The following is a 13,221-nucleotide window of genomic DNA, read 5'->3' on the forward strand; positions in this document are numbered from 1 at the left end:
ATTATGCAAAGGAAACAGCAGTTATTTTAACAATGTCGACTTTTATAAACATCATCCAGCCTAGCGTAATCCTTATTTTCCAGCCTCAGGGAGATGAACAGCTGTATTCTTTTTCCGGCAAAAGCATACCAAAAATGCAAAAAATCTGTTTGCCCGCCCGGAGGCGAAACACAACAGATTTAGTGGCTTACTATATTAAAATCGTTTATTAGAATAGTTCAATAGAATATTTTAGATCCAGCTATTATTTCGCCAGCTTCAGTTCAAGACGAACCTGGATATCATTTTCCGTGGATAGTACCAGCGAATGTGGGTTTTTCATACCGAAATCTTCAAATGTCACCATCGTTGTGCCTGACAGCAGTACTTCATTGTTTTGATAAGCCGCTTTGGCGTCAAACGTAATTTCTTTTTCAATACCTCTTACAGTAAGTGTACCTTTCATTTTCAAATCAGCCGTCTGTCCTTCTGTCCATTCGGATGGCATACCTTCAAATGAAGTGGCTTTGAATGTTGCTTGTGGATGTTTAGCCATATCGAAGAAGTCTGCGCTTTTCACATGCTCGTCCCGCTGGCCATTACCAGAATCGATGCCGTTTACCTCGATTGTTCCTTCTGCTTTCGACTGAGCCGGGTCATCCACATTAATCGTCCATTTCCCGCTAACCTGCTCGTCCACGAAATTCACAGTTTCCTGTGACGTGGTAACTGAGAAATATACTTTCGAACCCTGGCTGATATTCCAGTCCCCGTTCAGTTGGTCTGCTCCAACCTTTTTATTTTCCACTGCTTTGGCCGTGCCGTTATCTGCAGCTGTAGTGGATGCAGCTGCGTTTGCCGGAAGTACCTGTTCAATCTCAACATTGTTACCCAAGTAACTATTTGCAAAGTAATAACCGCCCCCACCAATGATGGCTACTGCTGCTACCCCTGTAATAATCCACGTTTTAGCCTTTTTACTCATCTCTATAATTCCTCCAGTACAGTATGGTTTATTGTTGCTCTTGATTTGGATCTTAACAGCCCAATGTGTCAGGAAGAAGTCAAGATGAAATTCTTTTTCATTTTTTTTCAAAACGTGAAAACAGGATTGGCTTTATGCCGTGCCTCATGTAAAATCAGTACACAAGCTTGTCTGTGAAAGGAGAACACCCCGTTTGAAATCTGTACTCATCGTAGAGGATGAGCAAGCAATCGCACGTGTTTTGGCTGCTTATCTGAGAAAAGCTGAATTTGAAGTTCATCATGCAGCGGATGGCCAGGCTGCTTTAGCCCTTTTCGATTCCGTAAATCCTTCCATCGTATTATTGGACGTGATGTTGCCCGGAATGGACGGGTGGGGCCTGCTGCGAATTATTCGGGAAAAGAGTGCTTGTCCCGTCATTATGTTAACTGCACTGGACGATATCACCGATCGACTTAACGGTCTGAATGCGGGTGCAGATGATTATATGAGCAAACCGTTTGTACCTGAAGAAGTGGTTGCACGTGTGAATGCTGTACTGCGGCGTAATCCACACTGGACTTCCGGGGGACAGGACAAACGTTCTTTTGGTAATCTGGTCATTGACCTTGCTGCCAAGCAAGTGCTACTGAACGGTGCGGAGGTCGCACTTACACCACGTGACCTGTCTCTGCTTATTTTCCTGTCGGAATATCCCAACCGGACATTCACCAGAGATCATCTGATTGAACAAGTATGGGGAATCGATTACGAGGGCAGTGATCGCGCTGTAGATCTATCCATCAAACGACTGCGTCAGGCACTCTCCAACTGGACAACAGACACAGGAGAAATTCGGACGCTACGAGGAATGGGGTACCAATTTTGGATCGCCAACTGACATCAATTAAACCAAAGCGAACGACATCTATTTTGTCGCACTGGACACTACGTTACTTTCTGATTTTGTGTATCGGCTTCTCCGTTATTGCCGCGGGTGCGCTGTACTGGATACGAACGACATCGATTGAGAAAAGTTTGAAAACGGCTGAGTTACTCGGTTGGGAGATTGCTGATCGAGTAACTGTGAAGGATCATAAGCTTCAGGTCCCACCTGATTTGAATACCATTGTAAGCAGCCGGGAGAAGCTGTTTAATACCGATAACTATTTTTGCGTCATGGTGCTCGACAATAACAACAAACTGGTTTTTTCTCAGCCAAAAATGCAACAAGAGGATGTTTATTACCGACTCTCCGACGATTTTCTTGAACCACGTAACAGCAAATATGCTGGTGTGACGGTAGATATTGCTGACGGGAGTCAAACGATTGGCAAAGTATGGGTCATGCAGTCCAAACAATCTATTACCTTCGGTCCAGAAACGATCTGGCTTGTCGCATTGATTTTTGGAGGCCTTATTCTCTGCGGCTGGTTCACGATTTATCTCCTGTCCAGCAAACTATCGAGACCGATTCGGCAGGTGGCTTATGCAGCAGAACAAATTCGCGGTGGGAATTATGATGTAAACCTGGATATTAAAACACGTGAAAGGGAAATGAACGAACTTGTAGGTTCCTTTGGGGATATGGCAACCCGTCTGCGTCAACTCGAAGAATGGCGTGCACTTTCTCTTGCGGGAGTAAGTCATGAACTCAAAACACCTGTCACATCGATCAAAGGACTGGTCATGGCTGTGCGTGACGATGTAGTTAGTCCTCAAGAAGGCAAGGAGTTTCTGGATATTGCCCTGAAAGAATCAGAACGGATGGAGCGTATGATTGCTGATCTGCTGGATTATAATGCCATGACCGCTGGAAGTGTTGCTGTTCGGAAGGAACGTACCGACCTGAAGTTGCTTGTAGGCGAGATCATTTACCAATGGAAAATTGCCTATGAGGAACATATGCCAGAAGTTCAGCTTCATGCGCCTTCAGACGCACTATACGTGATGGGTGATGCGCTCCGGATCCAGCAGATTATTGTAAACTTGCTTAACAATGGATTGCATGCTACAACGCCTGGCCAACAAGCCATATTCCATATGCATTTACGTGTAGAGGAAGAGATGTTACATGTCGATGTGCAGGACAACGGTACGGGGATTTCTATCGAGGATCAGCGTAACATATTCGAACGATTCTATCGGGGAGAGTTGAAAAAACGCCGTAATCGCGGCCTGGGTCTTGGTTTAACATACAGCCGTCTTCTTGCACAGGAGCAAGGTGGTTCGTTAACTCTCGTATCCAGCAGTCCCGAAGGAAGCACGTTTAGATTGAGTCTGCCACGCTGGATATCTCAGCAGGAAGTGATTATTCCCGAGAAGACCTACCGTTCACCAGTCAAAGCGAAGTCAGCACTGTAACTAAAAAAGCCCGGCATTCCTCACAACAAGGAAGTCGGGCTTTCGTTATTTGTCGAGGTAAACGGTGGAGTTATAAGGTTATAAGAGGTTACACGGGATTCTCAGAAATACTCCCGGCTTGTCTCCCCTTTATCATTCCGCTTTCTCTTGTCGTAACTTATATCTAGTCCTTTCTTCTTCTATCCTTGTAGCACTCGTGGTCTGTATTCCTCGTATGCATCAGAGATCAGTTGCTTGTGCAAAGCACTACTTCCAATAATGGCTTTACGCTTGGCTTTTAACACAATTTGCTCCACATCCGCATAGCTGCAGCCAGCAAGACGTTCACAGATATAATCCTCCAGTCTGCTCTCCTGCTCAAACGAGCCCACAAGTTTGCTAATGTACAGCCTGCGGCTACCTTCATCGGGCATCGCGTAGGTCATCTTGGTATCAAAGCGGCGCCAGATCGCATGATCGAGCTGTGTTTCCAGATTCGTGGCAGCAACCAGAATACTATCTCCTTCGAATTCATCCAAACATTGCAGCAGGGTATTTACTACCCTTGCCATTTCTTTTACCTCATCGTTACTTTCCCGTGTCCGGCCGATTGCATCAAATTCATCCAGAAACAAGACGCAAGGATTAAGGCGAGCATATTCAAACAACTTGCGTACATTACTTCCCGTTTCTCCCAAGTGGCTGTGAATAAGTGCATCCAACCTGACCAGTACAAGGGGCAGTTCCAATCTCTGAGCCAGATATGACGCGGTTAACGTTTTCCCTGTGCCGGGCGGGCCAAACATGACCATTTTATTAGGGATGGATACATCATGTTCCCTGAACTTTTCCTTCATGCCCAGAATGGTAATGAACTCCTCAACAATGCGTTCATTTTCAGCTGAGAAGACAATATGCTGTGCTTTTCGTCTACATTCTTTCGGGGTATAAAATGCTGCCATATCGATTCCCTTTGCACGAGGAATGCGAGTTGAATTATTCATTTTGCTCATGTGTATGTGTAGCTCCTTCAAGAAAGTGATATATCTATATCCACATTTTTATTTGTTTATTTATCTTTGTTAACTCATAATAGGGGTTTTAATCGTAAAGTTTACTATTAAATAATATCATAATCATGCCTCTTTGCAAAGCGGCAACTTGTAGTCCTTATCAAATAGTTGTCTCATGAGTTGACGTTGTTTGCATGGGGAAACAAAATTTGCTATTCTGAAAGTGCATCGTTGCATACAACACAAAAAAACTCTCCAAATTCATGAGAGCGTGAAAAATGTTCCAGATTAGCAAGCGGCAACTTGCGTATCCGGATCTTTTGTACCAACGAATGTAAATCCAACTAAAAGCGAGGTTAACAATCATGGCAAAAGACGTATTGTGTGAAGTAAACTCCTGTCGTCACTGGGCTCAAGAAAACAAATGTAATGCATCTTCCATCTACATCGTGAGCCACGCTTCCAAAGAAGCAAGCAAGTCTGCTGAAACAGACTGCAAAACGTTTGAAGTTAAATAAATCGATTTACTGCATTCAAGGGAGCCCATTCGGGTTCCTTTTTTCTTTGTATATTGTAGCAAGAATGATAATTATTATCAAGCCCTTGTTGCAAATTTTTCACTCCATGGTCCGTAGCACATCAGACAACAACTTCACGTAGTATAGGATAGAAATAAATGTGCTCATGAACCATGACCAAGAGGTGAAGAACTATGCCCGCTAAAACCGGCATGCAGTATTGTGAACGAATTAATGCTCAAACCGTACCCTGTTGGTATAAAGGAGAACTGCTTACCGTTAAACGCTCGGAGCACATCGCCTTCTCGGGTTTGATGAAAACTCAAATGAATATGTATGATCTGCAGTATGATCCACAGTTTACAGAACTTATGACGTATCCCTCTCCTACTGATGGAAAACCTGTAGGCATGTCCTTCCTGCCTCCAACCAGTATCAACGATCTCCGTAAACGCCGTGAAGCGATGTCCCTGTGGGCTCAGGCTCATCATGGTTTTCTGGGACGCTCACCCGATTACATGAACACTGCCATTATGGCGTTTTTTACCGCTGCCGACTTGTTAAACGATCTGTCCCCTCAATATGCTGAGAATCTGAGAAATTACTATGCCTATTGCCGAGATCATGACATTACGTTATCACACGCCTTTATTCAGCCACACGCGAGTAAAATTTCAGGACAAATGGATGCTACTGAAGATGCCATTGCTGCCAAGGTTGTCGATCGGACTGATGAAGGACTCATCATCAACGGCGCTTTTATGATGGCAACACAAGCCGCTACTTCAGATGAAATTTTCGTCTATCCATCCCCTTCCCCTGCACCTTTCGATGATGAAAACCCATTTGCTTTTTCGTTTGCCGTTCCCAATGATCTAACTGGTATCACTTTGATCTGCCGAGATACGTATGCAGCTGAATCCAACTACAATTACCCTCTAAGCTCCAGATATGAGGAGATGGACAACATCGTCATCTTTGACCATGTGCTTGTTCCACATGACCGTATTTTTTTTGCGGGTAACGAGCAGATGTCTTCGACTCTTTTCAGCGGCAGCAACTTCCATATCCATGCGGGGCATCAGGTGTTATCTCGTTATATTGCCAAAACTGAATTTATGCTCGGAACGATTCAACTATTAACCGATACACTGGACCTGAAAAATGAAACCCATGTTGTGGAGAAGACAGCACGCGCGCTCGCAGGTCTCGAATCGTTAAAAGCGCTCGCCCTTGCTGCGGAAGCAGGAGCTGTACCAGACGGTAGGGGATATATTCTTCCAGCCCCTAAACCGCTGATGGCAGCCAATCTTATTTATCCGAAGCTTTATCCCGAGATGATTGAGATTTTGCAATTGCTCAGTTCCAGCGGCATGATCATGGTTCCTCAGGAAGAGGACTTTCACTCCGGTTCAACTGAATCATTAAACGTTTACCTCAAGGGCTCAGACATGGAATCCAGACAACGTAATGCATTGTTCCGTTTGATCTGGGAGCTTGGAGCGGGATCTTTCGGGGGCAGACAGACGCAGTTCGAACGATTTTTCTTTGGTAATACCATCACTGTATCAAATCGCTTATACTCAGCCTGCCTAGGGGATGACTCGCAGAGGGAACGCGTTCGTCAGTTTCTCGGGCATTCTGCACGGTAGCATGTTTACAAACAAAGCAGTGAGCACATCGGGCAACGACACTGTCATACTCGTTGCCCTTCACACCAAATGGTCATACACCGTCATGAGTTCAGATGCCGGTCTACCTTCCGCCATACTCGGTAAGCCACACTGATCTCCGTAACCGATATGAAAAACGCCTAGCACCCTCTCACTCGAAGTAAGTCCCATCAAGTTCATAAATACCGGATGCTGCTGATAATCATTCATCTTCCAGACGGCATGCAACCCTTGTTCAGCAGCCAAAATGGAAAACCGTTTGCTCCATGCCTTCGCAGGCAAGACATGATCCTCTGGAGTATTGGTGGGAGCAACCACGACCAGATGAGCCGGAATTGCTTCTGTATATTGATACGCTGCCCAGGTTCCGTGGGAATCCGCAAGATGGGGCGGGTAGCTCTGTCTGACAGCTTCCATATAAAGTTGCCGCCCCTCACCGGAGAACAACATAAAACGCCATGGTGCTGGGCTCAGAACATATAATGATGGATCAGCTTCATCCAGCAACTTTCTTATGACAGATTGAGGTACGGGCATGGAGCTAAATTCATACGTTCCGGCTCTTCTTTTTCCATGGATAGTATCTTGCCTGAATCCAGTCGTCACCTGCATTCCCTCCTCCGAAATAGGTGTTCTTGCACTTCCTTGAAATGTTACATCAACCACGATTTTTGAGACTTTGTCCCTTCTGCTCTCCAGCGATCTACTTCTTCATGCACACGAATTTTGTCTCTTGATGTAAAGCGCTCTGATACTTGCTTTTCCCTTTTGGGCATGCTGTCCCGAACCAGATGGATATAATCCATGGAACGCTGCAAAGATTGGCGGCCTGGAATGTACCTGATCTTTCGTCCTTCCAGAAGGCAGTAAATTTCAATCATACCAGGCAACTTGCCAAATGCTTCCCAGCAGAACACGCTGACCATATGTTGAAAAGCTTCTACAACATTGGCATCATGGACTACCATATATTTCTGAATCAGTAAGTTGTCCCAGCCTTCTGGTTGCCAAGCTGCCTGAAAGATGATTGACAAGGACATCTGTAATGAAGGTACTTCTGTTTTCCATTGTTCAAACAATATGGCAGGGTGCTTCAAATCATCATTTGCGGCAATAGCTAGTGACAGTTCATCGATCATTTTGTGTTTTACATCCCAATAATGAAGAACCGAATCAAAACCATCGGTCTTTCTGGGCCACCATTTTTCAAGTACGTACTGAATCGAGATTTCTTTACGTACATCAGGGTCTACACTGTAAAAATGATTAATGGCATGACTCACAGCATATTGTACACGATGTCTCCATTGCAGTACCGGGCGCTGCTCAGCAGAAGGTTCAGGGCGGATGAACCGGTTCGGGCTGCGCAGCATCTCTTCCAGCTTATAGTCTTCAAGCAACCGTTCAGGAAGCTGATTGCTCCCCTGAGTCGTTGCACTACAGATTTCACGCTGCAACATTTCGATCAGGATACCTGTGCATCCGCAGTCACAAAACGTCTGCCGAAATCGCGGCACGTTTCTTTCTCCTGCTCCAGCGGACTGTATTCAATTTTCAACATCTCTGGTGATACTTCCGCCCCGCGCTCCTGCAACTTCTCCGCTGTAAGATCAACGGCTCCGCAAAATTGTTCATAGGATGTATCACCGCTACCGAAGACCGCAGTTCTCTTTCCGCTCAGGTCAAGCTCATCCAGTTCTTCATAAAAGTCCAGGAATTCATCCGGCAATTCGCCATCTCCCCACGTATAGACACCAATCATGAATCCTTCATAATTTAAAACATCCGCGGCATTGAAGTCAGTAACGGACTTCAGATCAACCTCATGCCCGCTTTGTGTAATACCTTCCACAATAAGTTCTGCTATCTCCTCCGTATTCCCTGTCATACTGGCGTAAGCCACCAACCATTTAGTCATCTATTGTCCCTCACTTTGGTTTCGTTATGTTCATCGGAGTTGCCTGAAAACTTCTCCGGATTGATTAAATATTACAATATCAAAATCATAAGTGATAATGATTATCATTGTCAAATTTATTTTTAATGATTTGTCTTTTTATTTTATGTCGAAATTCGTCTGTATACGGTTCGTTTACCGGGAGACCAACTGGCGTAGAGCCCCTTTTTTGTTGTACAATAGTATCCAAATGAATTTTGAAGGATGGATAAACCACTATGTACGTAGCTAAGAACTGGAAAGACTATGAAGTGATCGATACTGGAGGCGGCGAGAAGCTGGAGCGTTGGGGAGATGTTATCTTGCGCAGACCCGATCCACAGATTATCTGGCCGCTTGAAAAAGAAACCCATGAATGGCGTGAAGCTCACGGTCACTACCATCGCAGCTCTTCCGGCGGCGGAAGCTGGGATATGAAAAAACCGATTCCTGAACGCTGGACGATTGGATACGAAAACCTGAAATTTCACATCAAACCGACCAGCTTTAAACATACAGGACTGTTTCCTGAACAAGCTGCCAACTGGAGCTGGATGATGGATAAAATTTCGAATGCAGGACGCCCCATCTCGGTCCTCAACCTGTTCGCCTACACAGGCGGAGCAACTGTAGCGGCGGCATATGCTGGTGCTTCTGTTGTACACTGTGATGCAGCCAAAGGTATGGTTCAATGGGCGAAAGAAAATGTGCAACTATCCGGACTTGCTGATCGCCCGGTTCGTTTCATCACCGATGATGTGTTCAAATTTGTACAGCGCGAGCAACGTCGTGGCAACAAATACGATGCGATTATTATGGACCCTCCTTCCTATGGACGTGGCCCGAACGGCGAGACATGGAAACTGGAAGAAAACCTCTATCCTTTCCTGAAATCCTGTATGACGATTCTTTCGGACAACCCGTTGTTTATGCTGGTGAATTCGTATACGACAGGTATCTCTTCCACGGTATTGCGCAATATGCTGACAATGACGATGTCTGCCAAATATGGTGGAGAGATTACAGCGGGAGAAATCGGTTTGCCGATTACTCGCAGCGGTATGGATCTGCCTTGCGGTATTTTGGGCCGCTGGGAGTCCTGATGATGTCCATTGATGTGCCAAAAGGCGGAGACATCGAAATTCTGTTTGAGGATAACCATCTGCTGGGCATTACGAAGCCTGTGAATGTCCCTACTCAGGAAGACGCATCTGGTGATCCGGATCTGCTCTCTTTACTTAAACAGGATCTGAAAGAACGTTATAACAAACCCGGCAATGTGTATCTGGGCTTGGTACACCGTCTGGATCGCCCCGTCGGGGGAGCCATGATCTTTGCCAAAACTTCCAAAGCGGCTTCACGTTTGTCCGAAACGGTGCGTGGACGTCACTTCCGTAAAATCTATGCTGCCGTCGTTCATGGCAAGTTGCCAGCACGTAAGGGTACGCTTAAGCACACCCTGCTGAAAGATAGCAAAACAAACACCGTAACCGCTGTTCCCAAAGGTACATCTGGCGGTAAAGATGCTGTTCTGGATTACGAAGTGATTGGGGAAACCGATCGGTACAGCCTGGTTCATATCGAGCTGCATACGGGCCGATCCCATCAGATACGTGTGCAGATGAAAGAAGCGGGCTGTCCGCTATTCGGTGATCAGAAGTATGGCGCCAAAATGAATAAACCGGGGCAGCAGATCGCGCTCTGGTCTGTCACCGCCGCGTTTCCGCATCCTGTCACCAAAGAGGAAGTTGTGCTGCAATCCCTGCCTGCACGAGAATTCCCTTGGGCTGAATGGCCTTTGGATATCTACGAAAAATCTTTCAAATTGAAGATATAAACTGCATATAAGCAGATTGGATCAACTAGAAGCAGTGGCTTTCTGCACCTGTAACGTGTCGTTCGGATGCTACATCCGGGCGACACTTTTTTAATCGAAAAATCATATAACAACTCTTTCTATCTGCGTTCAATATTCTAATCTTCTAAGACAGGAGCCGATATTCATGACCCCGTTCACACAGCAGGTTGTCGCCATTATTGCTGCGATCCCTGAAGGAAAGGTAATGACGTATGGACAGATTGCAGCCTGCGCTGGAAGCCCAAGGGCGGCAAGACAGGTCGTTCGTATTCTGCATTCTCTGAGTCGCAAGGAACGCCTACCTTGGCACCGGGTTGTCAATGCAAAAGGACAAATCTCCATACCTGATGAAGAATCACGCATGATGCAGGAAACCGAGCTTGTCAGCGAAGGCGTGGAATTCCAGCTTGGTGGGAGCATTGATCTCCAACGTTTCGGACATGAACCTCATCCAGACTTGCTACTGCATGATTTGAATTCAATCAAAGATGAAAATGAGTGACAGTATATTCTTTCGTTTGCTTAGTGATATGTCATCAGTAAAACAAACAAAAAAAGAGAATTCTCGATGCCGTAGAAGATTTGCCCTACTGGCTTTCGAGAGTTCTCTTTTTCTTATTTATTCGTTACAGATTACAAATTTAATCTTAAGCAGTTGCTACTTTTTTAGCTTTTTCTTTCTCTGCGTTTATCGGCTCGGAAGCCGGCTTCGTTTTCTGAATAAAGAACGCCATAATCAGGGCTGCAATCGTCATATAGGTTGCCACCGTAAAAGCATAGTTAACACCATAGATCGTTGCATCTGCGGTAGCTGCCATCATCGCTGTTTTGTTGTTCGGGTCAATTGTACCCGTAGCCATCGTTTCTGCCAGATGCGACTTGAGCTTGCTACTCATGATCGTTACAAGAATTGCTGTACCAATCGCACCTGCCACGGTACGCAATGTGTTCGACATCGCTGTACCATGTGCATTAAGACGTTGAGGCAATTGATTCAGACCTGCGGTCTGGATTGGCATCATCAGCATTGACATCCCGAACATACGAGCAGTGTAGATGAACATCATATATCCATACGTCGTATCGATTGACAAACGGCTAAGCCCCCATGTGGTAACCGCTGTAATAGCCAGACCTGTAACCGAGAGCCAGCGTGCCCCAACTTTATCAAAGATGCGACCCGTAATTGGGGACATAATGCCCATTAGAATGGCACCTGGCATCATAAGTAAACCGGAGTCGATCGGCGAGAATTGACGAATATTTTGCAGAAAGATTGGAAGCAAGATCATGCCTGCAAACATCGCCATCGTAACAAGCATGTTAATGATCGTGGTTAAGGTATACATGTTGTATTTGAAAATACGGAACTCCAAAAGCGGATGATCCGTCGTCAACTGACGAATAACGAACAGAATCAGGGAAATGACACCAACGACGAGGCAGCTGATGACAACAGCACTTCCCCATCCGTCTGTACCCGCATCACTAAAACCATACAGCAAGCTACCGAATCCGAGCGTGGATAGAATGACACCAACAGAGTCCAGTTTCGGCTTGGATTGACGTGTTACGTTTTTGACAAAAGCAATACCAATCGCTGTTGCGATCACGGAGAATGGCAAAATGATGTAGAACAACAATCTCCAAGAATAGTTCTCAACGATATAACCCGACAATGTAGGACCAATCGCTGGTGCGAGAATCATGGCAATCCCCATCGTTCCCATTGCTTGGCCACGCTTCTCGATCGGGAAGATCGTCAGAAATACAACCGTCATCAGCGGCATCAAAATACCGGCACCTGCGGCTTGAATAACACGACCGACCATGAGAATGGAAAAGTTCGGGCTAATTCCACAAACCAGCGTACCAATGGTAAACAAGGTCATTGCGGTTATGAAAATCTGTCGTGTCGAAAATTTGGCAATCAAATATGCCGTAACCGGGATTAATACCCCGTTGACAAGCATGTAACCCGTAGTAAGCCACTGGGCTTTGTTTGGACCGATGCCGAGGTCATCCATAATTTTAGGAAGAGCCACGTTCATCAGGGTCTGGTTCAAAAATGCCACAAAGGCACCAATTAACAAGGCCGCTACAATGGGGCCTTTCTTGATGTTGTCCATCGCAGAAGATGGAGCTGTAGCAGTGGTTGCGCTCATAAGTTGTTCATCTCTCTTCCTTGTAACTTTTCAATCATCAGACTATGAATGCGAAGCAGGTGCTCCAGATCTTCCTTCGAAATTTCCAATATAGGTGATACACGCTCCATCCAGAGCTGCTGCGTCTCCTGCTGTGCCTTTTCCCCTTTGGCAGTAATCTGCAGCACCACAGAGCGGCGATCTGCATCAGAACGTGTCCGCACGATGTACTCGCCCTTCACAAGACGTTCTATAACAGCACTCATTGAACTGCTACCCATATGACACAGATCAGCAATCTCATTAATACCAAGAGCTGGCCGCTCCTTAAGGACAGATAACACCATAAACTGGATCGAAGTCAGCTCGATCTCCTTGTTTTCATTCCAGAATGCCCGGAAAAGCATCTGATTCACTTGTCGAAATGAATTGATAATGTAAAATACTTCGTACGTATCCGTCATTGTTTCACCCTTTTACTTATGGAATATAATATTTCGTACACGAAATATCAGGGGAACAATTACTTATTATAACAAAAATATTTACATAGTCAACTCTTTACATATGATTTTAAAAAATAATATTAAGACATATTATATTTGATATATAAATTATATAAGCAAGTCCAATAACAGCTAATCAGTTTGGTTGTGTAGCTTTTCCCTGAATGAGGAGATTATGCAGTTATAATCTTGATCTTTAATATTGTTTTGTCATTATGAAAACTATAAAAACCTCTATTTCACTTGAGGTGAAATAGAGGTTGAATATTAGGTCGATTCTTTGAAAA

General features: G+C 45.1%; 14 protein-coding genes. 7 read left to right on the forward strand and 7 right to left on the reverse strand.

Annotation, left to right across the window (positions count from 1 at the left end; genetic code table 11):
* Nucleotides 1–244 precede the first annotated feature (244 nt).
* Nucleotides 245–964, reverse strand: a complete 720-nt coding sequence (locus tag AC1VYS_RS17175; protein ID WP_482910713.1) for a YceI family protein — start codon at nt 962–964, stop codon at nt 245–247.
* Between the two features lie 193 nt (nt 965–1,157).
* Between AC1VYS_RS17175 and AC1VYS_RS17180 the strand changes: the two genes are divergently transcribed.
* Nucleotides 1,158–1,844, forward strand: a complete 687-nt coding sequence (locus tag AC1VYS_RS17180; RefSeq protein ID WP_482910714.1) for a response regulator transcription factor — start codon at nt 1,158–1,160, stop codon at nt 1,842–1,844.
* Complete coding sequence (locus tag AC1VYS_RS17185) at nt 1,829–3,307, forward strand: HAMP domain-containing sensor histidine kinase (RefSeq protein ID WP_482910715.1); 1,479 nt, start codon at nt 1,829–1,831, stop codon at nt 3,305–3,307. The genes AC1VYS_RS17180 and AC1VYS_RS17185 overlap by 16 nt, the downstream gene beginning before the upstream one ends.
* 179 nt (nt 3,308–3,486) lie before the next feature.
* On the opposite strand, the gene AC1VYS_RS17190 is transcribed toward AC1VYS_RS17185, so the two are convergent.
* Nucleotides 3,487–4,299, reverse strand: a complete 813-nt coding sequence (locus AC1VYS_RS17190; protein ID WP_482910716.1) for an AAA family ATPase — start codon at nt 4,297–4,299, stop codon at nt 3,487–3,489.
* Between the two features lie 365 nt (nt 4,300–4,664).
* Here AC1VYS_RS17190 and AC1VYS_RS17195 point away from each other — a divergent pair, with 365 nt between their 5' ends.
* On the forward strand, nt 4,665–4,817 hold the full coding sequence (locus tag AC1VYS_RS17195) for a DUF1540 domain-containing protein (RefSeq protein ID WP_482910717.1): 153 nt from the start codon (nt 4,665–4,667) through the stop codon (nt 4,815–4,817).
* A gap of 194 nt (nt 4,818–5,011) precedes the next feature.
* A complete protein-coding gene (locus AC1VYS_RS17200; protein ID WP_482910718.1) occupies nt 5,012–6,469 on the forward strand; it encodes a 4-hydroxyphenylacetate 3-hydroxylase family protein in 1,458 nt (485 codons plus the stop codon).
* Nucleotides 6,470–6,529: 60 nt separating this feature from the next.
* Here AC1VYS_RS17200 and AC1VYS_RS17205 read toward each other — a convergent pair whose 3' ends face one another.
* Genes AC1VYS_RS17205 through AC1VYS_RS17215 form a run of 3 tightly spaced genes read right to left on the reverse strand, consistent with a single transcriptional unit; the run spans nt 6,530 to nt 8,408 of the window.
* Nucleotides 6,530–7,096, reverse strand: a complete 567-nt coding sequence (locus AC1VYS_RS17205) for a nitroreductase family protein (RefSeq protein ID WP_482934389.1) — start codon at nt 7,094–7,096, stop codon at nt 6,530–6,532.
* A 47-nt stretch (nt 7,097–7,143) separates the two neighbouring features.
* A complete protein-coding gene (locus AC1VYS_RS17210; RefSeq protein WP_482910720.1) occupies nt 7,144–8,007 on the reverse strand; it encodes a hypothetical protein in 864 nt (287 codons plus the stop codon).
* Nucleotides 7,956–8,408 (reverse strand): flavodoxin, encoded by a 453-nt coding sequence (locus tag AC1VYS_RS17215; protein ID WP_482910721.1) that lies wholly within the window; start codon nt 8,406–8,408, stop codon nt 7,956–7,958. The genes AC1VYS_RS17210 and AC1VYS_RS17215 overlap by 52 nt, the downstream gene beginning before the upstream one ends.
* Before the next feature lie 257 nt (nt 8,409–8,665).
* Here AC1VYS_RS17215 and AC1VYS_RS17220 point away from each other — a divergent pair, with 257 nt between their 5' ends.
* From AC1VYS_RS17220 to AC1VYS_RS17230, 3 genes are all read left to right on the forward strand, one after another.
* A complete protein-coding gene (locus tag AC1VYS_RS17220) occupies nt 8,666–9,529 on the forward strand; it encodes a class I SAM-dependent methyltransferase (protein ID WP_441922583.1) in 864 nt (287 codons plus the stop codon).
* Between the two features lie 2 nt (nt 9,530–9,531).
* A complete protein-coding gene (locus AC1VYS_RS17225) occupies nt 9,532–10,263 on the forward strand; it encodes an RluA family pseudouridine synthase (RefSeq protein WP_482910722.1) in 732 nt (243 codons plus the stop codon).
* A gap of 166 nt (nt 10,264–10,429) precedes the next feature.
* A complete protein-coding gene (locus AC1VYS_RS17230; protein ID WP_482910723.1) occupies nt 10,430–10,786 on the forward strand; it encodes an MGMT family protein in 357 nt (118 codons plus the stop codon).
* A 145-nt stretch (nt 10,787–10,931) separates the two neighbouring features.
* Here the strand turns inward: AC1VYS_RS17230 and AC1VYS_RS17235 are convergent, their stop codons facing one another.
* Complete coding sequence (locus AC1VYS_RS17235; protein WP_482910724.1) at nt 10,932–12,449, reverse strand: DHA2 family efflux MFS transporter permease subunit; 1,518 nt, start codon at nt 12,447–12,449, stop codon at nt 10,932–10,934.
* Nucleotides 12,446–12,892: a MarR family transcriptional regulator gene (locus tag AC1VYS_RS17240; protein ID WP_154983639.1), complete on the reverse strand. Its 447-nt coding sequence runs from the start codon at nt 12,890–12,892 to the stop codon at nt 12,446–12,448. Before AC1VYS_RS17240 ends, AC1VYS_RS17235 begins: the two co-directional genes overlap by 4 nt.
* Nucleotides 12,893–13,221 lie beyond the last annotated feature (329 nt).

The sequence above is a fragment of the Paenibacillus sp. G34 genome, from assembly GCF_056856875.1.

What these genes read in the sequence shown, in the direction of transcription:
- AC1VYS_RS17175 (WP_482910713.1), bottom strand. Translation starts at nt 964, where the DNA reads ATGAGTAAAAAGGCTAAAACGTGGATTATTACAGGGGTAGCAGCAGTA.
- AC1VYS_RS17190 (WP_482910716.1), bottom strand. Translation starts at nt 4,299, where the DNA reads ATGAGCAAAATGAATAATTCAACTCGCATTCCTCGTGCAAAGGGAATC.
- AC1VYS_RS17195 (WP_482910717.1), top strand. Translation starts at nt 4,665, where the DNA reads ATGGCAAAAGACGTATTGTGTGAAGTAAACTCCTGTCGTCACTGGGCT.
- AC1VYS_RS17200 (WP_482910718.1), top strand. Translation starts at nt 5,012, where the DNA reads ATGCCCGCTAAAACCGGCATGCAGTATTGTGAACGAATTAATGCTCAA.
- AC1VYS_RS17215 (WP_482910721.1), bottom strand. Translation starts at nt 8,408, where the DNA reads ATGACTAAATGGTTGGTGGCTTACGCCAGTATGACAGGGAATACGGAG.
- AC1VYS_RS17220 (WP_441922583.1), top strand. Translation starts at nt 8,666, where the DNA reads ATGTACGTAGCTAAGAACTGGAAAGACTATGAAGTGATCGATACTGGA.
- AC1VYS_RS17225 (WP_482910722.1), top strand. Translation starts at nt 9,532, where the DNA reads ATGTCCATTGATGTGCCAAAAGGCGGAGACATCGAAATTCTGTTTGAG.
- AC1VYS_RS17230 (WP_482910723.1), top strand. Translation starts at nt 10,430, where the DNA reads ATGACCCCGTTCACACAGCAGGTTGTCGCCATTATTGCTGCGATCCCT.
- AC1VYS_RS17235 (WP_482910724.1), bottom strand. Translation starts at nt 12,449, where the DNA reads ATGAGCGCAACCACTGCTACAGCTCCATCTTCTGCGATGGACAACATC.
- AC1VYS_RS17240 (WP_154983639.1), bottom strand. Translation starts at nt 12,892, where the DNA reads ATGACGGATACGTACGAAGTATTTTACATTATCAATTCATTTCGACAA.